Origin of the sequence: Streptomyces longhuiensis (genome assembly GCF_020616555.1) — a bacterium.
Taxonomy (GTDB): domain Bacteria; phylum Actinomycetota; class Actinomycetes; order Streptomycetales; family Streptomycetaceae; genus Streptomyces; species Streptomyces longhuiensis.
In genome coordinates this window covers 8,002,804-8,024,911 of the sequence record NZ_CP085173.1, presented here as the reverse complement: position 1 = coordinate 8,024,911, position 22,108 = coordinate 8,002,804, and the positions used below count along the sequence as shown (strand labels likewise).

Below are 22,108 nucleotides of genomic sequence, written 5' to 3'. Positions count from 1 at the left end.
TACTCAGTGAGTGGACATACGGGTGAAGACCTTCGTGGCTGAGGCCAGAAGCCGATTCGGTGTCGCCTTGGAGGGGCTGGGGTTCGCCAGCCCGGAAGTGGATCAGAGCCAGGAAACGTATCCACTGGTGATGCATGTCCGGTACCACCGGGGTGATGTCACCGTCGACACATCCTTGGTCTTGGCGTATGCCGGTGAGGAGTACGTGCACACGTCGCTGCTGTGGGCCGGGGCTTCCCCGAGCCGCGCTCGCAGTGTCACGGTAGGCGAGGACACCGCTCATACGGGTTATCAGATGCGACGGGCTCTTGATAAGCATGCTCAAGCCGCCCCCGACCTGATCACCCGTCGGGATTGCCGCGACTGAAGCGACGTCTGGAGCCATGACACATAGTCACTACCGAGGCCAGCATGTGCTGTCAGGCAAGCTGGTTGGTGGGGCGTCGACTTCTACTGCTGCTCGTGCGCAGACTCAGCTGAAGCTGCCGCGCGAGACCTCACAGACGGTTCAGGCGCCGTGGACCATTCGTGGACGCGACCTCTGGAAACAGCTTGGTTGTAGCGCCGTGACCAGGGCGAACACAGCGAGTTGAAGACGCACAGACGGTGTCCATCTGGACCACCAGCGGACGCCTCCGGGGTATCCAGTTCGCCTGCTCCACCGACGCGCTCATGACGCTCCAGGACCACCGGCGGGGCGAGTCGGACCTGATCGAACGAGACGGCGTCTTCTATCTGATCGCCACCTGCGACGTGCCCGAAGCCGAACCCTACGAGCCGGACGGGTTCGTCGGCGTGGACCTGGGCATCGTCAACATCGCCACCACCTCCACCGGCTACCAGGCCTCTGGACGCGGCCTCAACCGCTACCGCAAGCGGCAACTTGCCTTGCGGGCCAAGCTCCAGAGGAAGCGCACCAAGTCCGCCAAACGAAGGCTCAAGGAACGCTCCCGCCGCGAGCAGCGGCATGTGAAGAACACCAACCACGTCATCGCAAAGACGATCGTGACCGAGGCTGAACGCACCTCGGCCGGGATCTCCCTGGAAGAACTCAAGGGAATCCGGCAGAGGGTACGGCTCCGCAAGCCCCAACGGGTCGCTCTCCACTCCTGGGCCTTTGCCCAGCTCGGGGAATTCATCGTCTACAAGGCCCGCCGGGCGGGCGTCCCGCTGGTGTACGTCGATCCGGCGTACACGTCGCAGATGTGCTGCGAGTGCGAGCACGTCGACCGGCGTAACCGAGTGGACCAGGGCCTGTTCATCTGCCGGGGCTGCGGCGTCGTTGCGCACGCGGACCGCAGTGCTTCCCACAACATCGCCTCCCGTGGTGTAGCTGTGTGGAATGCGGGGCGTGAGTCACGCGCCCCTGCCACCCCATAAGGGGTGTCTGGACGGAGGACCCGACCCGGCAGCCAGTCGGGCGCCACCTCCAAGCCCGGCCTTGACGGCCGGGTCAAGTTGACTCGGCCCCCTTTGCGCCTACGCGCGATGCCGCCGGATCGCGGAGTCGGGTCGGCACACGCGACGGCGCTCCCCTCGCGTCCAGCTCGATGGCCAGTGGCGTGGCCGTGAACATCGAGGAGTACGTGCCGACGACGATGCCGATGAGCAGGGCGAGTGCGAAGTCCGTCAGTGAGTCCCCTCCCAGGACGGCGAGGGCGGTGAGGATGAACAGAGCGCCCATTCCGGTGTTGACGGTGCGCGGAACCGTCTGGAGGATCGCCGCGTTGGTGATGTGCACGAAGCCCTTCTTGCGGTGTGCGGGCAGCGCGGACAGTTCCCGTACGCGGTCGAAAACGACGACCGAATCGTTCACGGAGTAGCCGATGACAGTGAGCAGCGCGGCGAGGAAGATCCCGTCGACGGGCTTGCCGAGCCAGGCGAACACGCCGGTGAGGATCAGTACGTCGTGTGCCATCGCGGCGACCGCGGACGCGCCGAGCGTCCAGCGGAACCGTACGGCGAGATAGAGCAGTTGGGCGCCCAGGGCCACGGCGAGTGCGATGAGCGCGCCGCGGCGGAGTTCGTCGCCGAGGCTCGGGCCGATCAATTCGTCGCGGCGCTTGTCCGCCGTCCCACCGAGGTCTTCGACGGCGGCGGTGACTTTGGTCTCCTGTGCGGGGGTGAGCTGGTCGGTGCGGACGGTAAGGTCGCGGTCCCCGGAGGTCTGGACGACGGCTCGCGGGAATCCGGCGTCGGCGAGCGCCTCGCGCGCGCGGTCGGCGTCCACGGGTTTCGTGGTGGCGTACTCGATGAGCCGGCCGCCGGTGAACTCGACGCCGAAGTTGAGTCCTCGTACGACGATGCCGGATGCGGCCAGGACGAGGGCGACGGCGGATACGGCGAGCCAGCGGCGTGGGTGGCGCATCAGGTCGGGTGAGCGGCGGGTGAGGCGGTCGCGGACGCGGCCGGTGGACGCGATTCCGGTGATCTGCGGGCGCAGCCGGACGGGCTTGCCTGCGACGGCGAACTCGGCGAGGACGCGGGTGATGACGAGCGCGCTGAGCATCGACGCGAGGACACCGATGCCGAGCGTGACGCCGAAGCCGCGCACGGGTCCTGAGGCGAGGAAGAAGAGGAGTCCGGCGGCGATGAGGGTGGTGATGTTGGAGTCGGCGATGGCGCTGAACGCGTTGCGGAAGCCTTCCCTCAGGGAGGAGCGGAGGCTCTTGACCTTGCGGGCCGCGTACTCCTCCCTGGCTCGTTCGAAGACGAGGACGTTGGCGTCCACGGCCATGCCGATCGCGAGGACGAACCCGGCGAGGCCCGGCAGGGTGAGGGTCGCGCCCAGTGCGGCCAGGGCGGCGTACGAGAGGAGTCCGTAGCAGGCCAGGGCGACGGTCGCGAGGCCGCCGAGGAGGCGGTACACGACGGTGATGAAGAGTGCGGTGAGTGCTGTGCCGATGACGGCGGCCCAGGCGCTGGCCCGGATGGCTTCGGCGCCGAGGGTGGGGCCGACGGTGCGTTGTTCGACGGTCTCGACGGGTACGGGGAGGGCGCCGCCGTTGACGAGCAGGGCCAGTTCGCGGGCCTCTTCGGCGGTGAAGTTCCCCGTGATCTGCGTGGATCCGCCGGTGATGCCGGTGCGGCAGGCCACGCTCGGGTCGACCTGGGGCGACGAGATGACCTTGTCGTCGAGGACGATCGCGACGCGGCGGGTGAGGTCGCCGGCCGGGGCGCACGCGGCCTTCCCGGTCAGGCCTCTCCACAGGTCCTTGCCCTTGCCCTTGAGGTCGACGATCACGAACCATCCGTGGGCGGTCTGCTGGTCGAGGGCCGCCTCCGCGCCCTCGACGTCTGCGCCCGTGAGTGTGGATGGGCCGAGGCGCAGGTGCTGTCCCGACTCGTCAGGCAGGACGAGTTCCCTGGGGCGTTTCGGCAGCGGCTTGGGTTGGGGTGCGTCCTTGTCGGCGATGCCGAGGACGGGGTGGAAGGTGAGCTGGGCGGTGCGGCCGAGGACGGCGGCGGCTTCGCGCGGGTCCTGGACGCCAGGCAGTTCGACGATGATGCGGTTCTCGCCGGAGCGGGCGATCGTGGGTTCGGCGACGCCGAGGGCGTCCACGCGGCGGCGCAGCACCTCCAGGGTGCGTTCGGTGGCCTCGGCGTCAGCCGTGGCGTCGAGTGAGTCCTTGGTCTCGAGGACGATCTGGGTGCCGCCGCGCAGATCGAGTCCGAGGCGGACGGGAACGGTCAGGGCGATGTAGAGCGACAGGGCGATGACGGCAAGGGCGAACAGCGCCCGCAGCCGGGTTGCGCGCGTCAACGGTGCCTCCAACAGGCATGCTGCGGCCGCGAGTTGGCTCTCAGGTGTAGGTGTACGCGTACGGCGCGGCCGGGATCGACGGGTGAGGTGTCAGGTGCCCGGGGAGGCCGGTGGTGCCCGCTCGCCGTGATGGGTGGGGCAGTGGGGACGTACGACGGTGTCGTTGGTGTGTCCGGGGCGCCGGACATCGGGCCGGGGCAGGGCCGGGCGCGACCGTGGCGCGGTGGCGGTGCAGTGCGGGGTGGTCGCGCGCTCGCGGTGTTCCTCACGGCAGGCGCGCGGGGCCGTGCCGTCCGGGGTCGCGCATTCGGGGTCGCCGCTGGAGGCGATCGCCGTGACGGCGTGGAGGGGCGCGGACCACGTAACCGCTTCGGCGCCTGGACCCGAGGCACCGCCCACGACGCACAGCGCGGCGAGTACGGCGACGATCAATCTCGCCAGACGGAGGCGGACATGTACGTGGGAACTGGGTGTCGGGCCTCCACGTGCGCGGCGGATCGCCATCGTCAGGGTTCGATCAGTCCGGCGCGGATCGCGTAGCGCGTCAGGTCGAGGCGGTCACGCAGGCCGAGTTTGTGGAGCAGGTTCGCCCGGTGGCGCTGCACGGTCTTGATGCTGATGAAGAGCGTCTCGGCGATCTCCTTGGAGGAGTGGCCCTCGGCGATCAGCTTGAGGACCTCCTCCTCGCGGGCGGTGAGGATGCTGTCGGGCACCTCGTCTCCCTGCCGGACCCGGTCGAGGTAGTTGCGGATCAGGGCCGTGACCGCGCCGGGGTAGAGGAAGGGTTCGCCCCGCATCGCCGCGCGGCACGCGGCGACCAAGTCGCGGTCGGCGACGGATTTCAACACGTATCCACACGCGCCGGACTTGAGGGCCTGGAAGAAGTACTGCTCGTTGTCGTACATCGTCAGCATGAGGATGCGCAGGCCCGGGTGGCGCGCGGAGAGTTCGCGCGCCGCTTGGAGGCCGGTCATGCGCGGCATGGCGACGTCCAGGACGGCCAGGTCGACGGTGTGGGTGCGGGCCATCTCGATGGCCTCCGCCCCGTCCCCGGCCTCGGCGACGACCTCGAGGTCGGGTTCGCCGTCGAGGATGAGGCGTACCCCGCGCCGGACCAGCGCGTGGTCGTCGGCGAGGAGGACGCGGATCGGGGCGGTGTCGGGCATGGTCATGCGTCCTTCGCGGGCCTGGGTACGGACAGGGACACGCGGGTGCCGCCCCCGGGTCCTTCGTCGATGTCGAGTGCGGCGCTGATGAGCAGAGCGCGTTCGCGCATGCCGCGGATACCGGCTCCCTCGCCGGCAGCGCCGATGCCGCGGCCGTCGTCGGTGATGTGCAGGACGACGGCGGCCGGGGTGTGGTGGAGGTCCACCTCGACGCGTGCAGCCTCCGCGTGGCGGGCGGTGTTGGTGAGGCTCTCCTGGGCGACGCGGTAGAGGACGAGTTCCCTGTCGTGGTCGAGGGGCGGCAGGTCCGGGGTGAACCGGCGCCGCACGTCCAGTCCGGTGTGGGTGGCGAAGTCGGTGGTCAGCGAGGTGAGCGCGCTGACGAGGCCGAGGTCTTCCAGGACGCCGGGGCGTAGGCGGCGGGCGAGACGGCGTACCTCGTCGAGGCTCTCGCGGGTGATCTCCTGGGCCTGCTGCAACTCGGCCCGCAGCGGTTCCGGGGCACGGTCGGCGGCCCGCTTCAGGCCGAGCAGGACCGCGGTCATGCTCTGTCCGACCTCGTCGTGCAGCTCCTGGGCGATGCGGCGCCGCTCGGCCTCCTGGGCGGACAGGGCGCGGGCGCTGCTGGTGGCCCGCTCGGTCTCCAGGCGGTCGAGCATCGCGTTGAACGTGCTGATCAGCTCGGCGAATCCGCCGTGCCCGGGGACCGGCAGCCGTTGCCCAGGGCGGAGCAGGTCGACGGTCGTCATCCGGCGCGTGAGCCGCCCCAGGGGCGCGAGACCGATCCGGAGCAGCGCGGCGTTGGCAACCAGCATGACGGCGAGTCCGCCGACCAGGATGACGGCCTCGGTGAGCAGCACGGGCACCGACACGGTCACCGGTGCCCACAACAGCAGCGCCGTCGCGGCGCCGAGCACCACGGCGTTCAGCCCGAAGATCCGCCAGAACAACGACACGGTGTGCAGAGCCTCCCCTTTTTCCGCCCTCTTGTTTACTTCTGTCCCTCTCACTATCGGCCATGCCGCCGGCCGCCCCGCCACCGGGCCGCAGCCCGTGACGCTGGCCGGCCCCGGACTCCTGCGCCGCTGGTCAGCATGGCGGCGCCGCACGCTCCGGGTCGATGGGGTGCGACAGCCATATCGGCCGGGGCGCGCACCCCATTCCCCCTGTCGCCTACACCCCGGACTCCCCCGGAAATGGGTGCCAGGGCCGATGGCCGCGGGCGGCGCGGCCGACCACGCTTGCGGTCATGAAGCACGTGGCCCGTCCACCGCTCCCCGAAGGAAGGAATCCACCGATGTCCCTCGACACGGCACACCCCGACCCGCAGCCCGGGCGTCTCGCGGCGCGCGAGGTCCGCCGGCGCCTTCAGCACGAGCGCGCGTCACGTCTCGCCCAGCTCACGGCGTTCGCCGACGCGGGTCACGACCCGGGTGACGCGCTGGTGGTCGCGCAGAAGGCCTCCATCGACCGAGTCCTCGAGGACATCACCGCCGCTGTCGAGCGCCTCGACCAGGGCGGGTACGGCGTATGCCAGGTATGCGGCCGCCCCATCCCCCTCGAACGCCTGGAGATCCTGCCGTACGCGCGCTGCTGCGTCGGCTGCCAGCGGCGTACGGCCTGACGCGACGCGAGGCCGCCACAGCGCGGCCGAAGAGGACGTACGGGAACCATGACGTGCACGCACGGAGGGATGTCGTGAACAGCCATACCACCGGGGTCGACAACGCGGGCCTCACCCCCGAGGACCTCGCCGCGCTGCGTCAGGGGCTGCTGGAGCAGCGGGCGTTCCGCCAGGAGCAACTACGGGAGTTCGACCGCGCCTCGCCCGCCCGCGCGGGCCGGGTCGCCCACCGGCGGGCGGCCTCCCAGCTCGAGGTCCACGTGAAGCTGGCGGCCTCGGCCCGGATGGTCCTCGCCGATGTCGAGGCGGCGCTGGAACGCCTGGAGACCGGCCAGTACGGCGGCTGCGAACTGTGCCGGTGGCCCATCCCCCTCCAGCGCCTGAGGATCGTGCCGCAGGCGCGGTACTGCGCGCGCTGCCAGCAGGTGAAGGAAGTCGGGCGATGACACTCTCCAAACCCCACCGGATCATGACGCACCGTCATATACCGTGGCTCGCGGACCGGTTGGCGGGAGGTATCGCCATCGACCTGGGCAGCGCCCGCACCAGGGCGTGGATGCCCGGCCGCGGCGTGATCCTCGATGTGCCCTCGGTGACGTTTCCCGGCGCCGGCCCCGCCACGTACCCGATCCAGCGCGGCACCATCGTCGACCCCGACGGCACGGCCCGCATGCTCGACTGACTGCTCGCGCGTCGCGTTCCCCGCCGGGGCAGGCCCTTGATCGTTCTCACCACTCCGGTGCCGAGCGGCCCAGGACACCGGGCGGCGGCGCTCACCGCGCTGGAGGTGTTGCGGCCACGCGCCGTGCTGACCGTGCCCACCGCGAAGGCCATCGCCCTCGCCGTACGCGCCGACCTGGGCCGCCCTCTGCTCGTCGTGGACGTCGGGGCCCATCTCACGGAGGTCGCGCTGCTGACCGACGGTGCGGTGACCGACGCGTACCGGACCGCGCTGGGCACCACCGACCTCGACGCCACCACCACGGTCCACGAACTCACCGAGGCGGTGGTGTCGATGCTGACGTCGATGGTTCGCCTGGACCGCACGACGCAGGCGCGGGGCGCGTTGAAACGCGGTGTGCTCGTGGCGGGCGGTGGCGCGCTGCGTCCGGAACTCACCGATCACCTCGCCCACCGGCTGCACACCTCCGTACAGCCGGTGCCCGCGCCCCAGACCGCGGCGCTGCGGGGAGCCGCCGAGTTCCTCAGGTCGGCACAACGCCACCCGGCGGTGCGGGGGTAGCCGACCGTGACGCCCTCCACGCTCCGCAGGTGGCGGCGGAAACCCGCCACGCCGCCGGTCGGCACTGTCACCTTGCCTGGCGGTGTGGGACTCCCTTCGGGCCCGTGACAAGTGGCACCTCGAAAAGGTCTCCATCACGATCAACGGCGAGCAGAAGTACCTCTGGCGCGCGGTCGACCGGTACGGCAACCTGCTGGACATCCTCGTCCAGAACCGGCCCGCGCCGGTGCGCTGACTCCCCGTTCAGTCCGGCAGTCCCCAGGGGTGCCGCGCCGACAGTGCGGGCACGTCCCGCGGTGCGGGACCGGTGATCCCCTTGCCGGCAGGGGTCACCAACACCACGGTGCCCGCCGGGAGTTGGATCACAGCGCGCCCGACACCCGTCGTGCGGTACGGCAAACGTCGCCCCTGCTCGTCCCGTACGTCGATGTCCCCGCTGATCCCGTGCTCCAGGTCGAGCGGCGCGCCGGCCTCGGCACCCGTACCCATCGGGTGGCGCCGTCGGCCCGGTCGGCGTCGATGAGGAAGGCGCCCTGGGCGCGCAGGCCCTGGACGCTGGCGTCGGGCCAGCTCGCCGACGCACCGGGGAAGACCCGCACCGGCCCGGAGTGGCTCTGGATCATCATGTCGAGCACGGACTGGCCTGCGGTGAGCGGGGATTCGACGGTGAGGTTGCCGCCCTCGACGTACATGGTGTTCTCGGTCATCCGGGAGTTGCGGAACACGTTGCCATCGGTGAAGTACGTCAGCAGGTCGAGGGCCTGCTCGGGACGGCACCCGGCACCTGTCCCGCTCGAAAATACGATTCGCGGCTGTGGCCGGCACGTTTGCTGATCCTGGCGAAGCCAGCTCTGTGGGCGCCGAATAATCATCCGTCCTGGTCAGGCCGCTGATCAGCGATCAACCCTCTGCGGCCCGTTACCCTATAGCGCTCCCAAAACTCGGCCACGGGCCCGGAGCTGCCATGATGGTGGACCGTGCTGATTCGGCTGATCTACCGGTTCGCCGTCGCGGTGCTGTCCTGGCTGGTGCTGCTGGCCAGATCGTCGGCGTCGAAGAACGCCGAGATACTGGTACTGCGCCAAGGGTCGCGGTCTTGCTGCGTGCCAGTCCGAAGCCGCGGCTCGAATGGACCGACCGGGCTGTGTTCGCGTTGTCCCGGATGCTGCCGAAAGCCCTGCGGCTGCACCGGATCGCCACCCCAAGCACGCTGCTGCGGTGGCACCGCCGCATGGTCGTCAAGAAGTGGACCCAGCCTCGGCCACCGGGACGTCCACCGCTGCATGACGAACTCGTACAGCTGATCGTCCGGCTCGCCACCGAGAACCGGACCTGGGGCGTGGTCCGGATCCAGGGCGAGTTGCGCCGCCTGGGGCATCGTGTCGGGGCGGGCACGATCCGCAGAATCCTGCGCGGCCGCCGTATCCCGCCGACCACACGCGACGACCAGTGGCGCACGTTTCTTCAAGCCCACGCCGAGTCGATCCTCGACGTCCGCGAGGGAGGGGAAGTGCCGACGGCGCCAAGGTCGTCACGTCGCGCGGAACCGCCCCTGCTCCACCTCCGCGACCAGCCCTCCGCTCCACCCACACCGGCTCAGCCCGCAACACCCCAGCGCCGCTGACTCCAGCGCCGCGATCAGGCTGAGGTACACCCGAGTCCATGGCGAGGTCGGCCACGACGCCGTCTCCCTGAACCGGGTTGACCAGGCTGGCGGCACGTCCGTGATCATGCCCGCGCTCGACCTGCCGGCGCTGCCGGAGGCGCGGCCTGCTGAACTACGCCGAGCCCTTCGCCGAGGCCGGTGGTGTCGGGATGCCCGCCCGTTCTCCGATCGCCTTGAGGGTGTGCCTTGAAGCGCGTCGCCGCCGGCTGTCGGGCGGCGTCACCTCCATCGTCTTCGGCGTCCTCGCCTGCACCCAGCTGATGGGCGACGATGCGGCCTTCGTTGCCAACGTGTCCCTGGACTGCTGACCTCCGAGATCCTTGACCGGGACGACCGGCGGGCCTGAGAGGGCATCCGTAGAAGGCGGGCGCGTCCTGGCGACAGCGGGTACTTTCCGCGCTGCAACCTGCGCACGCCGGTGCCGATCGTGTTGCGCGCGTCACTGACGCCGGGCAACGTGTGTCTGGCCATCCCTCCTCGCTCTGTGGCGCGAGAAGGACCGCCGTCCCGCCCGCAGCCCCTGGCGACGTCCGTACATCGAGGGTGGCTGTGTCGCGCGAACGCTCCACCGGGGTAGCGCACAGGCGCGACCACGTGCTTGCTGGGAGTGACCTACGTGCGATGTGGGAGTCCCAGGAGTGGAGAGGTAATGCGGTCTCGGTTCAAGCTGCCCGAACTGGCCACTGCCGTCGTTGTTGTCATCGCCCTCCTGGTCGGTGGCTGTTCCGGCGAGCAGCCGCCGGAGCGGGAACCGGCGCAGGCGCAGCCGGTGGCTGTCCCCCTGCAGTCGCCGGCGGTTGCGCAGGGCGCGCCACTGAAGGAGCCTGCGCAGATCGTGAGCCACAACGGGGTCCTGCGGGTGGAACTCGTCGTGGAGAGGCGAAAGGTCGAGGTGGGCGGCCGCAAGCTGTGGGCCCTCACCTACAACGGCAGTTACATGCCTCCCACGCTGCGCATCCGGCCGGGGGACAAGGTGGACCTGTCGATGAAGAACTCGCTGAACGAGTTCACCAATCTGCATGTTCATGGGCTTCATGTGTCGCCGAGCGGCAACTCCGACAACATCTTCGTCCATATCCATCCCGGCCAGACGTTTCACTACGCATACCAGTTTCCGAACACCCTGCGGCCCGGCACCTACTGGTACCACTCGCATGCACACTCGCTCTCGGCACCGCAGGTCGCCGGGGGCATGTCGGGCGTCCTGATCGTCGACGGGCTGCAGGAGTACCTGCCGGCGAAGCTGCGACACATCACCGAGCACGTCATCGGGCTCAAGGACTTCCAGGTCCAGGGTGATGCGGTCCGGACCCAGAACCTGCACATCGGCGCGTCCACCAATCGCACCGTCAACGGTCAGCTGAACCCGACCATCCGCATCCGGCCGGGTGAGACCCAGCTGTGGCGGCTGGCCAACATCAGCGCCAACATCTACTACAAGATCCGCCTGCAGGGTCAGCGGTTCCATGTGATCGCCCACGACGGCACCCCCGTCGACCGGATCTGGACGGCCGACTCGCTCCTACTCGCGGCAGGCGCACGCTTCGACGTGCTCGTACAGGGCGGCCCGACCGGCCGTACCCAGCTGCAGACGCTCGCCTACAACACCGGACCGGCCGGCAACACGTTCCCGCAGGCAACCCTGGCAACCCTGGTCTCCGAAGGACCTTCCGCGCACCCGGCGGCCCTGCCCACCTCAGCCTTCGCGCCGGTCACGGACCTGAGCCACTCGGCGATCGCCGCCCGGCGCACCCTCGTGTTCTCCGAGAACAAGGACGGCAGCAAGTTCTACATCAACGGCAAGCAGTTCGATCCGAACCGAGTGGACGTCCGGTCCAAGCTGAACACGGTCGAGGAGTGGATCGTGCGCAACGACAGCAACGAGGAACACTCGTTCCACGTGCACGTCAACAAATTCCAGTTGATGAGCATCAACGGCCGACCGCACCACGGCCACGGCTTGCAGGACACGGCGAGCGTGCCCGCCAAGGGGAAGATCGTCGTCCGGACCCACTTCAAGAACTACACCGGCAAGACCGTGCTTCACTGCCACATCCTCAACCATGAGGACGCGGGCATGATGGCGGTGCTGGAGATCGTCAAGTAACGTGCCGACGCCCGTCGCGCCGGGGCCAAGCGGTCAGCATCGGCGCCGGCGTCGGAGGGGCGAGATCTCCGTGACGACGGCCCGCCACAACGTCAGGCGCGTGCCCGTCATCTACGGGCTCGCCTCGTCCCGCATCGCGGGTTCGGTGCCCTCGGACCGTACGCATCGTGCGCCGTTCGGAAACTCATCACCCATGGTCAGGCGGCATATCTGTACTCGTTGATCACGCCGCCGAGTATTCGGGTGCGTAGAACCCGGTGAGCGGACGGGGCGACATGGGTGTCGGGTGCTCCCGGGCCAGGGCTCCCGGGCCAGGGGAGGGAGCTGCCGGCGAGCCTGGCGGGGGCGATGACCGTGGTAATGCCGGGTTACTCATCGAGGACATGCCGGGCGTGGAACTCGTTCCAGATCAAGAGGTGGTCGAGGCCCACGGGCCGCAGGGTGCCGATACCCCGTTCACAGTGGGCATTCATCCGAGGAGCCGCGGCGCGGTCCTCACAGTCTGGATGTCGCCGGCCGCGAAGACCGCGTCGAAAGACTCGGTGTACTTCGCGCCCCGGTCTCGGAGCAAGAAACGCAGCGAGTCCGCCCGGATACCCCACTCAACGGCAAGGTTTCTCGCCCCTTGCACCATCCAGGGCCCGCTGTGACGGGCAGTCACTCCCGCGATGTGCAGCCGACGTGTGCCGTGCTCGAGGAACACGAGCACGTACACCCGGCGCAGATCAACCAGGTCGATGTGGACGAAGTCGCGGGCGATGATGCCTTCGGCTTGCGCGGTCAGGAACTCGCGCCAGGTCGGGCCGCTGCGGCGTGGAGCTGGATCGATGCCCTCTGCCAAGGGCATCAGCCGCCCGAGGACGACTCCTCAACGGTGAGGGCAGCGCCTGCGCCCACACTGATCTGCACAACGGCGGGCGCGGGGGCACAGCAGCCTCCGCCCTCGCTCTGCTCTGCGGCGGGGTCGTCGAAGAGTCCGGCGCCGCCACACACCCCGGTCTCGGGCAGGGTGAGTTCGACGTGGTCGGCGGACTCTGTGTCCCCGGCGATGGCGGCGACGACGGAACGGACCTGCTCGTAGCCGGTCATGGCCAGGAAGGTGGGGGCACGGCCGTAGGACTTCATGCCGACCAGGTAGATGTCCTGCTCGGGGTGGGAGAGCTCGCGGTGCCCGTGGGGGTAGACGGTGCCGCAGGAGTGCTGGTTGGGGTCGATCAGCGGGGCCAGCTCGACCGGGGCCTGAAGGCGCTCGTCCAGGCCCAGGCGCAGCTCGGACAGGAACGACAGGTCCGGGCGCAGGCCGGTCAGGACGATGACCTCGTCGACCGGGTCCAGGCGGCGGCCGTCCTCACCGACGAGGATCAGCCGGCCGTCCGCATCGCGCTCGACCGCCTCGGTGCGGAAGCCGATGACCGCGTCCGCGTAGCCGTTGTCCACGGCGGCCTTCGCGGCCAGGCCGAGTGCGCCGCGGGCCGGGAGCTGGTCGGCGCTGCCACCGCCGAAGGTGGACCCGCTGATGCCGCGCCGCAGGATCCACACCGCGTGCGCGCCGGCGTCGTCCTTGGCGAGCTCGGCCAGGGAGGCCAGGGCCGTGAACGCGGACGCGCCGGAACCGATCACGGCGGTGCGCTTACCCGCGTAACGAGCCCGCACGGCCGGGTCCTTCAAGTCGGGAACGCGGTAGGTGATCCGGTCGGCCGCGGTCGTTTCCCCGAGGGCCGGCAGGCCGCTCGCGCCGGCGGGGCTGGGCGTGGTCCAGGTGCCGGAGGCGTCGATGACGGCGCTGGCGAAGGCGCGTTCCTCGCCTGCGGGGGTGGTGAAGTGGACGACGAACGGCTGACTCTCACGGTCGGCGTCGACGATGCGGTCACGCCCCGCGCGGGAGACACCGGTGACCGCGGCCTCGTAGCGGACCTGCTCGCCCAAGGCGTCGGCGAGCGGCTGGAGGTACTCGTCGGCCCAGTCGCCTCCCGTGGGATAGGCGGCGGCGTCGGGCTTGGTCCAGCCGGTCGGCTCGAGGAGCTTCTCGGCCGCCGGGTCGACGAGTTCACCCCAGGTGGAGAACAGCCGCACGTGCGACCATTCGCGCACGGCGGACGCGGCGGCAGGACCGGATTCCAGAACCAAGTGCCCGATACCGCGCTCGTGGAGATGGGCTGCCGCGGCGAGCCCGGCGGGTCCGGCTCCGATGACGACGACGGGGAGCTGCTGCTCACTCATGACGGTCGGTCTCCTGAAGTGGGTGGGAGGAATCAGCGGGCGAAGGAGAGCGCGGACATCTGGGCGCGCCGCTGGTGGGCCGTGGCGTGGCGGGAGCTGTCGCAGACCTGAGCACGGCTGTCGCAGAAGGTGACGCCGGCCAGATGACGAACCGTGCGGCGGGCCCGGGCGGCGTTGAGGGCGGTGCGGATCAGCGCGGTCACGACCATCCCTTGTTTCGATGTCTGTCTATGTCTGGAGCTTGGCACTCGCATCGACGAGTGTCAACATAGACGTATGTCGAATTCAAAGGTTGTCGAGCTGACGGTGCTGGACGGCGAGGCTGTGGTGCCGTGCTGCCCGCCGATCACCGCCGGGGAGCTGTCGCAGGCGGACGCGGAGAAGATGGCCATGATGTTCAAGGCCCTGTCCGATCCCGTGCGGCTGCGGCTGTTTTCCAAGGTCGCCTCGCACGCGGGCGGCGAGGCGTGCGTGTGCGACATCTCCGACGTCGGCGTCTCCCAGCCGACCGTCTCCCACCACCTGAAGAAGCTGAAGGACGCCGGACTGCTCACGTCCGAACGGCGCGGCACCTGGGTGTACTACCGCGTCGCACCCTCGGTCGTGGCAGCGATGTCGGCCATGCTCGATCTGCGCAACCAAGCTTGCAGCCCAGGCAGTTGAGTTCCGTCAGCACGGCCATGGACGGCCGCGGGCCGGCCCGGGACGATACGTGCATGCCTACTTGGACTATCGGAGCCGAACCAGTTCTCCGCGCGGGCGTCGACGAGGTGATGCACGAATACTTCACCGAGATGGGGCGGCGGGTACTGGGCCGTGCCGCCACCGATGCAGAACTTCATGCTGTGCTGGCAACGGACCCGCACCTCAATCTCAGCCCGCCCGGCGGCGCGTTCCTCGTCGCACGAAATGAACGAGGAGATTTCCTGGGCTGCGCAGGGGTGCGGATACTGGACTCGCCCACGGCCACCGCGGAGCTCAAGCGCATGTACGTGCGCCCTGCCGGACGCGGATTGGGACTGGGGCGCGGCCTGCTGAGGGCTGTCGAGGAGACAGCCAGGCGACTGGGTGCGACCCGGATCGTCTGCGAGACCAACAGCCAGCTCATCGAGGCTCGGACGTTGTACTCCCGGCACGGCTATCAGGAGACCGAGCCGTACGAGGGCCACGGCAAGGCGGATCACTGGTTCAGCAAGGACCTTCCAGCGGCAGCACCTGACTGACCCTCGCCTTGCGCGCGTTCACCCCGCAAAGAGCCTCTGACGCCGCAGACGCAGGCAGGGCCCGGGCGCGGAAATGGCGGAGCCCCGACCCGGCAGCACGGGCGGTGGCCGACGGCAAGCCGCCCGGGCCCGTGGGCCACCGCACCTCGATGTGCTCCAGAGTCATACAGGTGTACTGATCGCGGACGCGGTGAACTTCTTGCGCCATGCCAAAGCGACGTACACGAGGCCGATCAGTACCGGTACCTCGATGAGTGGGCCGACGACGCCCGACAGTGCCTGCCCACTTGTCACCCCGAAAGTGGCGATGGCGACCGCGATGGCCAGCTCGAAGTTGTTGCCGGCCGCCGTGAAGGCGAGGGTCGCCGTGCGTTCGTAGGCCAGGCCGAGGCCCTTGCCCAGAAGGAACGTTCCGAAGAACATGACGGCGAAGTAGACCAGCAGCGGCAGCGCGATCCGCACGACGTCCACCGGCTGCGAAGTGATCGTCTTCCCCTGCAGGGCGAAGAGGATGACGATCGTGAAGAGCAGGCCGTAGAGGGCCCAAGGGCCGATCTTCGGAAGGAAGTCGGACTCGTACTTCTGGCGGCCGAGCTTCTTCTCACCGACGCGGCGCGTCAGGAAGCCCGCGACCAGCGGGATGCCGAGGAAGATGACCACGTTCAGTGCGATCTTCCACATGGAGATGTCCAGGCTCTGCCCGTCGCCCAGGCCCAGCCACTTCGGCAGCAGGTCGAGGTAGAACCAGCCCAGCAGGCCGAAGGCGATGACCTGGAAGACCGAGTTCAGGGCGACCAGGACCGCGGCTGCTTCACGATCACCACAGGCCAGGTCGTTCCAGATGATGACCATGGCGATGCAGCGGGCCAGGCCGACGATGATCAGGCCGGTGCGGTACTCAGGCAGGTCCGGCAGGAAGATCCACGCCAGGGCGAACATCACCGCCGGGCCGACAATCCAGTTGATGACCAGCGACGACACCATCAGCCTTTTGTCGCCGGTGACCGTGTCGAACTTGTCGTAGCGCACCTTCGCGAGGACCGGGTACATCATCACGAGCAGGCCGAGCGCGATCGGCAGCGAGACGCCGCCGATCTCGACCTTCACCAGGGCGTCGTTCAGACCCGGGATCAGGCGCCCCAGACCCAGCCCGACACCCATCGCGATGAGGATCCACACCGCGAGGTAGCGGTCGAGAGTGGAGAGCTTGGCGACTATGCCGGCGCCGGACGCCGCACCCTGGCCGGTCTGCGGGGTCGTGTCGGTGCGGCTCATCAGCAGGCCCTCTTGTTGCCGGCGGCGGTACGGGCCGACGCGGCGAGCTCGGCGAACTGCTCTGACAAGCCGGCCAGGACCTCGGGGCACAGCTTGTAGTAAGTGAAGCGGCCGCACGGCTCCGTCTCCACCAGGCCGGCCTCGCGCAGCACCTTCAGGTGGTTGGAGAGGTTGGTCTGCTTGGCTCCGGTCTCCTCCACCAGGTGCGTCGTACAGAGCGTCTCTTGGGCGAGCAGAGTGACGATTTTCAGGCGGAGCGGGTCGCCCAGGACCCGGATCACATCAGTGTCGACTGAAGTCAGCATGGACTGATACTCTCACATCACTCTGCACTGATACCAGTCGGTGCTGATCTCCTGGGACTCGCCGAAGGGGGTTCTCATGTCCCCGTCCCGCGTCCTGCCCGATGAGCGTCTCGCCACAGGCGCCGCACGCCTGGTCACCTCGCACCGCGGCCGCTTCTCCACGGAGACCGTGCAGAAGGTCATCACCGACTCCTACGAGCGCCTGGCCGCGACCGCCCGCGTCACCACGCACCTGGTCGTCCTGACAGAGCGCCTGACGGCCGAACGCCTGGACGCACTCGCACACACCGAGGGATCGCCGGACAGCGGACTGCCCCGGGTGCTGTTCGTCTGCAGCCGCAACGCCGGACGCTCACAGCTCGCCGCGGCCCTGCTCGCCCACCGCGCCCAGGGACATGTGACGGTGTCGTCCGCCGGCACCCATCCCGCCGCGGCCATCGAGCCGGCGGTGGCCCAGGTCCTCACCGAAGCAGGCGTCCCGTCCGGGGAGACCGCCTTCCCCAAGCCGCTGACCGACGAGGTGGTCCAAGCCGCCGACATCGTGATCACGATGGGCTGCGGCGACGCCTGCCCTGTCGTGGACGGCCGCCGCTACCTGGACTGGCCCGTCGCCGCCCTCGAAGGCGCCCCGATCGCCGTCGTACGCACCATTCACGACGCGATCGACGCGCACATCACCGAACTGCTCGACTCGCTGCCGATCACCGCCTGAGATCTCCCGTCATCCCCTGTCGTCACCGCCTGTGGAGCTACTCGCCCCACGTTACGAAGGAAGAGCCCATGCCCTCCTCCCCGCTCGCCTCCGTCCTGTTCGTCTGCGTCCACAACGCCGGACGCTCGCAGATGGCCGCCGGATTCCTCACCGACCTCGCGGGCGACCGGATCGAGGTCCGCTCCGCCGGCTCGATCCCCGGCGACCAGGTCAACCCCGCCGCGGTCGAGGCCATGAAGGAGGTCGGCGTCGACATCTCCGACCAGAAGCCGAAGATCCTCACCACCGAGGCCGTCCAGGCATCCGACTACGTCATCACCATGGGCTGCGGCGACGCCTGCCCGATCTTCCCCGGCAAGAAATACCTCGACTGGGCCCTCGAGGACCCGGCGGGCAAGGGCGTCGACTCCGTGCGCCCGATCCGCGATCAGATCAAGACCCACATCGAGGGCCTGATCGCCGAGATCGACGCGAAGCAGGAGGCATGAGCGGCGTGACGGAGCCCGGCATACGCGACGTCATCGTCATCGGCTCCGGCCCCGCCGGATACACCGCCGCCCTCTACACCGCCCGCGCCCAGCTCAAGCCCCTGCTGTTCGGCAGCTCCATCTTCGTGGGCGGCTCACTGACCACCACGACCGAGGTGGAGAACTTCCCCGGCTTCCCCGACGGCATCGACGGTCCGGCCCTCATGGAGAACATGCGGGCCCAGGCCGAACGCTTCGGTGCCGAGATGATCGACGACATCGTCGAGGTCGACCTCACCGGCGACATCAGCTGCTCACCGACTCGTCCGGCACCGTGCACCGCGCGAAGACAGTGATCGTCGCGACCGGTTCCGGCAGCCGACGACGTCAACCGCCGGTGCGCGCCACCCGCATCGGTCAGGCGTTGGCCGCTGCCGCGGCGACGATCCAGTTCCTGAACTCGACGGCGTAGTGCCGCAGGTGGTGGTCCAGGACGTCCTTCGGGCAGGACGTGGGGAAGTAGACCGTCAGGTTCGCGGTGAACCCGTCGGCGGTGTCGCCGAACTGGATCAGCGCCCGCCCGACCACGGTGCCGTCCTCCAGGAAAAGGTTGGAGGACATCTTGCGCGGAAACTCCGACTCCGGGAGGAGCTCGGCCGCGTCCTCGGCCCAGGCCAACGCGGCCGTGCCCCAGCCGCCCATGTAGAAGGAACACACGTGGGGGCCGATGCTCTCCACCACACGCGCCCCGATGTCGTCGGTGCCCATCGCGTAGTGCTCGGGGTGCGCCGCGAGAAGCGGGCGCTCGTCGCTGCTCGCGAAGGCCCCGTCCATCCAGGTCAGGAACTCGGCCGAGGTCAGGCCACGTGCCTTGAGCACCGTCGTGCCCGCGTTGAAGGCACCGTCGGAGGTGCGCGCGCACTCCCGCAGGAAGGCGTTGCCTTCCTCGATGTCCGCGGCCAGCAGATCGAGCAGGCCCTGGCGGCCCAGTCGCGTCCTGAAGCGGTCCAGGGCACGGCGGGCGTAGAACAGCTCGAAGTCGTCGATGCTCCCGGAGCCGACGGGCCCCGACTCGAGCGTCACGGTCACAGCCGGGGAAGTCTGCTTGTCGGTCATGGTCGAACCTCCAGTATGATGCGAATGTAAATTCACATTCGCGTTACGAGGTTACGCAGAGAGGCCCACCATTTGTCAACCGTTCGTGCGGGGACCCCCGCCGATACGATGCGGGACATGACCGACCAGCACGACCGCCCGGCGCCGTACAAGGAGCCCCAGCAGGCGCGCAGCGCCGCGACGCTGGCCCGCGTACTGCGCGCGGCTGAGGAAATCGCCTCCTCAGCCGGCCTGGAGGAGATGACGATCTCCGGCGTCGCGGAACGCGCCGGCGTCTCGGTCGGCACGATCTACCGCCGCTTCGAGGACAAAGAGCAGCTGATCAACGCCCTCACGGAGCGGATGCTGGACCGGCGCGAGGAGTACATGGCCGAGCAACTCCGCAAGGCACAGCCGTCGCTCTCCGGCGTCATGGACGCCTACGCGCACACCCTGTTGCAGTCCTTCGCCGACAGCAGCAACCTCTTCCCCGAACTACTGCGCGCGCGAGGTGCCAAGCCCTCGGACCGTGGGGGTCGCACCATCACCGAGATCCACCGACTCCTGCTCGAAGCCGCAGCCCCTTACGCGGACGAGATCCGTCGCTCCGATCCGGAGGCAGCGCTGGACACTGCGGCCCGAGCCGTCCTCGGCGCCTGCTTCCACAACTCCGTACGCCCCGACCCGGCCACCGGCGAGGCGGCACAAAGTCGCTACGCGGACGAGCTCAGCGACATGGCCATCGCCTACCTCCTCACACCCGACCGACGGGACACCAGCCGCGCCTGAGCGGCCTGTCTCGCTTCCTTCCGGAACAGCCGCTCACAGCCAGCGGCGCCATTTGAAGACGCCCCAGAGACCAACGCCGAAACCGATCATCAGCGCGACGGCGAGCGGGTATCCCCACGTCCAGTGCAGTTCCGGCGCGCCCGGCCAAGCGACCGGAGGTCACTGCAGCACAATTCCCCTTCCTGGAAGCTGAGTTGCTGAAGGAGAGAGTGGCGCACGGATAGCCGGACGAGAGATGGACCCTGGCCTGGCTGGCGATGCTGATCCAGCAGGAACTCGGTCTGTCGTTGTCAGTGCGTGGGAACTGCTGCGGCGGCACGGCTGGTCCTGCGAGCAGCCGGCCCGGCGGGCGGCCGAGCAGACCGGGCGGCGGTGGCCGGATGGGTGAAGGAGACCCGGCCCGCGGCAAAGCCACCGCGGCGGCGCTCGGGGCATGGCTCGCCTTCGAGGACGAGGCCGCCGTCTCGATGGCACCGCACCGGGCCCGCACCTGGGCTCCTCGCGCATGCACGCCGGGCCGTGCGGGTCCGTGGCGCCTCCCGCGGCCGGATCTCTCTGGCGTCAGCGGCCTGCTACAAGCCCTGTAGGTGCCAGTAACCTCGTCCGTGCTGGTCATGCTGCGTGTGAGTGCTGTCGTGAGTCCCTGCCAGTCGGGAGTGACGGCAGGGGCCTGCTGGCTGATTGCCAGCTGGTTCCGGCCGCCGCCAGGATGGTCCGGTGCTGCTGCGACTGCCGTACACGGCCCTGACGAGTATGTTCACCCTGATACGGCTCCTGCCGATGGGCGACCGCGACAAGGACGCCGAAATCCTGGCACTGCGCCATCGACTGGCCGTTCTGCAGCGGCAGATCGACCGCGGCATTGCCCGCCTGCACAACCTCAACCTCGCGTGACAGGCGAGCGGTCACCACCGCCACCGAGCACACCCCGACCGCACCGGAGATCATTTACGAGACAGCCCTTGGCCTTCACACTCCACTCACCCTCCCGGTGACGAGGTGACGAGGTGACGAGGTGGCGAGCGAAGGCCAGGGATCGGTTGAAGATTTCCTCGACTTGGGCATCAGGCAGCCGGTGCCAGCCGTGGTCGGCGCCCGTGACCTTCCACAGCCGGGCCGGCACCCCGGCCTGCTCCAGCGCCCCGGCGAGGGATTCGCTGTGGGAGCAGGCCACCAAGGTGTCCTCGTCGCCGTGAACGAGAAGGAACGGTGGCGCACCGGGGCGGACCTGGGCGAGAGGGCTGGCCGCGCGGGCGCGCTGCGGGACCGTGGCCGGGGCCGCGCCGAGCATCAGGGCCTCGGGCGTGGCGGCGTCTTCGGGAGCGAAGCAGCCCCGTGCAGTGGTCAGGTCGCTCGGGGCGTACCAGATCACCGCACCGGCCGGTGACGGGTCGGTGTGTGTCAGGGCGAGGAGTGAGGCGAGGTGTCCGCCGGCGGACTCTCCCCACACCACCGTCCGTTCAGTGTCGATGTCCAGTTCCGCGGAGCGCAGGGTGAGCCAGCGCAGCGCGGCGCGCAGGTCGTCGAGCGCGCCCGGGAACGTGGCCTCGCCGCTGAGCCGGTAGTCGGCACAGGCCACGGCGAAGCCCGCAGACGCGATGCGCGCGAAAGGCCCCGGGATCCAGGAACGCATGCACGGGCCCATGTCATCGCGTCGTCCCCGGCGCCAGGCGCCGCCGTGCACGAACAGCACCAGCGGAACAGGCCCCGCCTGGTCGGCCTTTGGCAACCACAGGTCCAGCTCCAGCGGACGGCTGCCCTCGACGACGCCGTAGGGCACGCCGCGCATCTCGCGTACGCCGGGCTCCCTCTCATCGGCGGGCGGCAAGGGGGAGCGGTCCGGGTGGGGCGCGACGATCCGTTCCCGCACCGAGGTTTCGGCTGCCGTCATCGGATCCGCCACTGGTGGTCCGGCAGGAAACGCACGTCGTACTGCTCGGGGATGCTCACGAACTTGCCGGGTTCCGGGATGACCGGCTCGGTGGGCAGGCCGAGTTGCTCGGCGGGGGCGCCGAGGTTTTCGAAGAACCGCTCGAAAGTGCCCCCGGGGCCGGCGGCGACGCCGACGACCTGGCTGTGGTGGCGCTCCATACGGTAGGAGTGCGGGCAGTTCTTGGGCACGAAGCCGAAGTCGCCGGGGGTGAGCAGCTTCTCCTGCTGGTTGCCCTCCGTGTCCTCGACGAACAGCCGGACCGCGCCGGCGGCGATGTAGAAGACCTCATGGGTGTCCGAGTGCAGGTGGGCCGGGATGAGGTCGCCCTTGGGGCCTTCGACGGTGAAGAAGTTGAAGGTGTTCTCGGTCTGCTCACCGCCCGCGTAGATGGTGACCAGGTCGCCGAACAGGTGGGCGCGGTCGCCCTCGCCCTTCTCGATGAAGTAGGGCTTGCCCACCTCGGCGGATATGCGCGAGGCCCGCCGGTATCGGGTGGCGTACTCGATGGTCATGGGTCTCC

The 22,108-nt window shown here is 69.2% G+C and carries 25 protein-coding genes and 4 pseudogenes; 16 read left to right on the top strand and 13 right to left on the bottom strand.

Annotation, left to right across the window (positions count from 1 at the left end; all coding sequences use genetic code 11):
* Window positions 1-10 precede the first annotated feature (10 nt).
* Window positions 11-367 carry a hypothetical protein gene (locus tag LGI35_RS36570; RefSeq protein WP_227298544.1) on the top strand — a complete coding sequence of 119 codons (357 nt, stop codon included), beginning with the start codon at window positions 11-13 and terminating at the stop codon, window positions 365-367.
* 227 nt (window positions 368-594) lie between these two features.
* Window positions 595-1,380 (top strand): annotated as a pseudogene (locus LGI35_RS36565) (RNA-guided endonuclease InsQ/TnpB family protein); the annotation flags it as partial.
* 73 nt (window positions 1,381-1,453) lie between these two features.
* Here LGI35_RS36565 and secD read toward each other — a convergent pair.
* The 4 genes from secD to LGI35_RS36545 form a co-directional block, all read right to left on the bottom strand.
* Window positions 1,454-3,763 (bottom strand): protein translocase subunit SecD, encoded by a 2,310-nt coding sequence (secD, locus tag LGI35_RS36560; RefSeq protein ID WP_227298543.1) that lies wholly within the window; start codon window positions 3,761-3,763, stop codon window positions 1,454-1,456.
* A gap of 90 nt (window positions 3,764-3,853) precedes the next feature.
* Window positions 3,854-4,195: a hypothetical protein gene (locus LGI35_RS36555; RefSeq protein ID WP_227298542.1), complete on the bottom strand. Its 342-nt coding sequence runs from the start codon at window positions 4,193-4,195 to the stop codon at window positions 3,854-3,856.
* Between the two features lie 74 nt (window positions 4,196-4,269).
* Entirely contained in the window at window positions 4,270-4,935 is a 666-nt protein-coding gene (locus tag LGI35_RS36550) for a response regulator (RefSeq protein WP_227298541.1), read from the bottom strand.
* Window positions 4,932-5,885 (bottom strand): HAMP domain-containing sensor histidine kinase, encoded by a 954-nt coding sequence (locus tag LGI35_RS36545; protein ID WP_227298540.1) that lies wholly within the window; start codon window positions 5,883-5,885, stop codon window positions 4,932-4,934. Before LGI35_RS36545 ends, LGI35_RS36550 begins: the two co-directional genes overlap by 4 nt.
* A gap of 341 nt (window positions 5,886-6,226) precedes the next feature.
* On the opposite strand from LGI35_RS36545, the gene LGI35_RS36540 reads away from it, so the two are divergent.
* From LGI35_RS36540 to LGI35_RS36525, 4 genes and pseudogenes are all read left to right on the top strand, one after another.
* A complete protein-coding gene (locus LGI35_RS36540; RefSeq protein ID WP_227298539.1) occupies window positions 6,227-6,553 on the top strand; it encodes a TraR/DksA C4-type zinc finger protein in 327 nt (108 codons plus the stop codon).
* Between the two features lie 74 nt (window positions 6,554-6,627).
* A complete protein-coding gene (locus tag LGI35_RS36535; protein ID WP_227298538.1) occupies window positions 6,628-6,999 on the top strand; it encodes a TraR/DksA family transcriptional regulator in 372 nt (123 codons plus the stop codon).
* A pseudogene (locus LGI35_RS36530) lies at window positions 6,996-7,796 on the top strand (rod shape-determining protein). The gene LGI35_RS36535 and the pseudogene LGI35_RS36530 overlap by 4 nt, the downstream one beginning before the upstream one ends.
* Window positions 7,797-7,893: 97 nt before the next feature.
* Window positions 7,894-8,013: pseudogene (locus LGI35_RS36525) on the top strand (DDE-type integrase/transposase/recombinase); the annotation flags it as partial.
* 145 nt (window positions 8,014-8,158) lie between these two features.
* On the opposite strand, the gene LGI35_RS36520 reads toward LGI35_RS36525, so the two are convergent.
* A complete protein-coding gene (locus tag LGI35_RS36520; protein ID WP_227298537.1) occupies window positions 8,159-8,521 on the bottom strand; it encodes a glycoside hydrolase family 95-like protein in 363 nt (120 codons plus the stop codon).
* Between the two features lie 371 nt (window positions 8,522-8,892).
* Here LGI35_RS36520 and LGI35_RS36515 point away from each other — a divergent pair, with 371 nt between their 5' ends.
* The 3 genes from LGI35_RS36515 (at window position 8,893) to LGI35_RS36505 (ending at window position 11,569) form a co-directional block, all read left to right on the top strand.
* Entirely contained in the window at window positions 8,893-9,420 is a 528-nt protein-coding gene (locus LGI35_RS36515; protein ID WP_227298536.1) for an IS3 family transposase, read from the top strand.
* A gap of 191 nt (window positions 9,421-9,611) precedes the next feature.
* Window positions 9,612-9,770, top strand: coding sequence for a hypothetical protein (locus tag LGI35_RS36510; protein ID WP_227298535.1), 159 nt, complete (start codon window positions 9,612-9,614; stop codon window positions 9,768-9,770).
* Between the two features lie 341 nt (window positions 9,771-10,111).
* A complete protein-coding gene (locus LGI35_RS36505) occupies window positions 10,112-11,569 on the top strand; it encodes a multicopper oxidase family protein (protein ID WP_227298534.1) in 1,458 nt (485 codons plus the stop codon).
* Window positions 11,570-12,038: 469 nt separating this feature from the next.
* Here the strand turns inward: LGI35_RS36505 and LGI35_RS46655 are convergent, their stop codons facing one another.
* The 3 genes from LGI35_RS46655 to LGI35_RS36490 are packed head-to-tail and all read right to left on the bottom strand — an operon-like array spanning window position 12,039 to window position 13,992.
* A complete protein-coding gene (locus LGI35_RS46655) occupies window positions 12,039-12,410 on the bottom strand; it encodes a hypothetical protein (RefSeq protein WP_423835749.1) in 372 nt (123 codons plus the stop codon).
* Window positions 12,411-12,415: 5 nt separating this feature from the next.
* Window positions 12,416-13,789, bottom strand: coding sequence for an NAD(P)-binding domain-containing protein (locus LGI35_RS36495; protein WP_227298533.1), 1,374 nt, complete (start codon window positions 13,787-13,789; stop codon window positions 12,416-12,418).
* A 32-nt stretch (window positions 13,790-13,821) separates the two neighbouring features.
* The gene (locus LGI35_RS36490; protein ID WP_227300778.1) at window positions 13,822-13,992 is read right to left on the bottom strand and encodes a hypothetical protein; all 171 of its coding nucleotides are present in this window, start codon (window positions 13,990-13,992) and stop codon (window positions 13,822-13,824) included.
* A 73-nt stretch (window positions 13,993-14,065) separates the two neighbouring features.
* Here LGI35_RS36490 and LGI35_RS36485 point away from each other — a divergent pair, with 73 nt between their 5' ends.
* Window positions 14,066-14,452, top strand: a complete 387-nt coding sequence (locus LGI35_RS36485) for an ArsR/SmtB family transcription factor (protein ID WP_227298532.1) — start codon at window positions 14,066-14,068, stop codon at window positions 14,450-14,452.
* A gap of 110 nt (window positions 14,453-14,562) precedes the next feature.
* Window positions 14,563-15,012: a GNAT family N-acetyltransferase gene (locus LGI35_RS36480; protein ID WP_227298531.1), complete on the top strand. Its 450-nt coding sequence runs from the start codon at window positions 14,563-14,565 to the stop codon at window positions 15,010-15,012.
* 162 nt (window positions 15,013-15,174) lie between these two features.
* On the opposite strand, the gene arsB is transcribed toward LGI35_RS36480, so the two are convergent.
* Both arsB and LGI35_RS36470 read right to left on the bottom strand, forming a co-directional pair.
* The gene (gene arsB / locus LGI35_RS36475) at window positions 15,175-16,287 is read right to left on the bottom strand and encodes an ACR3 family arsenite efflux transporter (protein WP_227298530.1); all 1,113 of its coding nucleotides are present in this window, start codon (window positions 16,285-16,287) and stop codon (window positions 15,175-15,177) included.
* On the bottom strand, window positions 16,287-16,592 hold the full coding sequence (locus tag LGI35_RS36470) for an ArsR/SmtB family transcription factor (RefSeq protein ID WP_227298529.1): 306 nt from the start codon (window positions 16,590-16,592) through the stop codon (window positions 16,287-16,289). The genes arsB and LGI35_RS36470 overlap by 1 nt, the downstream gene beginning before the upstream one ends.
* A gap of 76 nt (window positions 16,593-16,668) precedes the next feature.
* Here LGI35_RS36470 and LGI35_RS36465 point away from each other — a divergent pair, with 76 nt between their 5' ends.
* From LGI35_RS36465 to LGI35_RS36455, 3 genes and pseudogenes are all read left to right on the top strand, one after another.
* On the top strand, window positions 16,669-17,304 hold the full coding sequence (locus LGI35_RS36465) for an arsenate-mycothiol transferase ArsC (protein WP_227298528.1): 636 nt from the start codon (window positions 16,669-16,671) through the stop codon (window positions 17,302-17,304).
* Between the two features lie 68 nt (window positions 17,305-17,372).
* Window positions 17,373-17,792 (top strand): arsenate reductase ArsC, encoded by a 420-nt coding sequence (locus LGI35_RS36460; RefSeq protein ID WP_227298527.1) that lies wholly within the window; start codon window positions 17,373-17,375, stop codon window positions 17,790-17,792.
* Window positions 17,789-18,210 (top strand): annotated as a pseudogene (locus LGI35_RS36455) (NAD(P)/FAD-dependent oxidoreductase); the annotation flags it as partial. The gene LGI35_RS36460 and the pseudogene LGI35_RS36455, both read left to right, overlap by 4 nt.
* On the opposite strand, the gene LGI35_RS36450 reads toward LGI35_RS36455, so the two are convergent.
* Window positions 18,189-18,887 carry a hypothetical protein gene (locus LGI35_RS36450; RefSeq protein WP_227298526.1) on the bottom strand — a complete coding sequence of 233 codons (699 nt, stop codon included), beginning with the start codon at window positions 18,885-18,887 and terminating at the stop codon, window positions 18,189-18,191. The pseudogene LGI35_RS36455 and the gene LGI35_RS36450 overlap by 22 nt on opposite strands.
* Before the next feature lie 117 nt (window positions 18,888-19,004).
* Here LGI35_RS36450 and LGI35_RS36445 point away from each other — a divergent pair, with 117 nt between their 5' ends.
* Both LGI35_RS36445 and LGI35_RS36440 read left to right on the top strand, forming a co-directional pair.
* The gene (locus LGI35_RS36445) at window positions 19,005-19,655 is read left to right on the top strand and encodes a TetR/AcrR family transcriptional regulator (protein ID WP_227298525.1); all 651 of its coding nucleotides are present in this window, start codon (window positions 19,005-19,007) and stop codon (window positions 19,653-19,655) included.
* Between the two features lie 717 nt (window positions 19,656-20,372).
* Window positions 20,373-20,549 carry a hypothetical protein gene (locus tag LGI35_RS36440; protein ID WP_227298524.1) on the top strand — a complete coding sequence of 59 codons (177 nt, stop codon included), beginning with the start codon at window positions 20,373-20,375 and terminating at the stop codon, window positions 20,547-20,549.
* On the opposite strand, the gene LGI35_RS36435 is transcribed toward LGI35_RS36440, so the two are convergent.
* A complete protein-coding gene (locus tag LGI35_RS36435; protein WP_227298523.1) occupies window positions 20,536-21,546 on the bottom strand; it encodes an alpha/beta hydrolase in 1,011 nt (336 codons plus the stop codon). The genes LGI35_RS36440 and LGI35_RS36435 overlap by 14 nt on opposite strands.
* A complete protein-coding gene (locus tag LGI35_RS36430) occupies window positions 21,543-22,100 on the bottom strand; it encodes a quercetin 2,3-dioxygenase (RefSeq protein ID WP_227298522.1) in 558 nt (185 codons plus the stop codon). Before LGI35_RS36430 ends, LGI35_RS36435 begins: the two co-directional genes overlap by 4 nt.
* Window positions 22,101-22,108 lie beyond the last annotated feature (8 nt).

What these genes read in the sequence shown, in the direction of transcription:
- LGI35_RS36550 (WP_227298541.1), bottom strand. Translation starts at nt 4,935, where the DNA reads ATGACCATGCCCGACACCGCCCCGATCCGCGTCCTCCTCGCCGACGAC.
- LGI35_RS36540 (WP_227298539.1), top strand. Translation starts at nt 6,227, where the DNA reads ATGTCCCTCGACACGGCACACCCCGACCCGCAGCCCGGGCGTCTCGCG.
- LGI35_RS36510 (WP_227298535.1), top strand. Translation starts at nt 9,612, where the DNA reads ATGCCCGCCCGTTCTCCGATCGCCTTGAGGGTGTGCCTTGAAGCGCGT.
- LGI35_RS36505 (WP_227298534.1), top strand. Translation starts at nt 10,112, where the DNA reads ATGCGGTCTCGGTTCAAGCTGCCCGAACTGGCCACTGCCGTCGTTGTT.
- LGI35_RS36495 (WP_227298533.1), bottom strand. Translation starts at nt 13,789, where the DNA reads ATGAGTGAGCAGCAGCTCCCCGTCGTCGTCATCGGAGCCGGACCCGCC.
- LGI35_RS36485 (WP_227298532.1), top strand. Translation starts at nt 14,066, where the DNA reads ATGTCGAATTCAAAGGTTGTCGAGCTGACGGTGCTGGACGGCGAGGCT.
- LGI35_RS36480 (WP_227298531.1), top strand. Translation starts at nt 14,563, where the DNA reads ATGCACGAATACTTCACCGAGATGGGGCGGCGGGTACTGGGCCGTGCC.
- arsB (WP_227298530.1), bottom strand. Translation starts at nt 16,287, where the DNA reads ATGAGCCGCACCGACACGACCCCGCAGACCGGCCAGGGTGCGGCGTCC.
- LGI35_RS36470 (WP_227298529.1), bottom strand. Translation starts at nt 16,592, where the DNA reads ATGCTGACTTCAGTCGACACTGATGTGATCCGGGTCCTGGGCGACCCG.
- LGI35_RS36465 (WP_227298528.1), top strand. Translation starts at nt 16,669, where the DNA reads ATGTCCCCGTCCCGCGTCCTGCCCGATGAGCGTCTCGCCACAGGCGCC.
- LGI35_RS36460 (WP_227298527.1), top strand. Translation starts at nt 17,373, where the DNA reads ATGCCCTCCTCCCCGCTCGCCTCCGTCCTGTTCGTCTGCGTCCACAAC.
- LGI35_RS36450 (WP_227298526.1), bottom strand. Translation starts at nt 18,887, where the DNA reads ATGACCGACAAGCAGACTTCCCCGGCTGTGACCGTGACGCTCGAGTCG.
- LGI35_RS36445 (WP_227298525.1), top strand. Translation starts at nt 19,005, where the DNA reads ATGACCGACCAGCACGACCGCCCGGCGCCGTACAAGGAGCCCCAGCAG.
- LGI35_RS36435 (WP_227298523.1), bottom strand. Translation starts at nt 21,546, where the DNA reads ATGACGGCAGCCGAAACCTCGGTGCGGGAACGGATCGTCGCGCCCCAC.
- LGI35_RS36430 (WP_227298522.1), bottom strand. Translation starts at nt 22,100, where the DNA reads ATGACCATCGAGTACGCCACCCGATACCGGCGGGCCTCGCGCATATCC.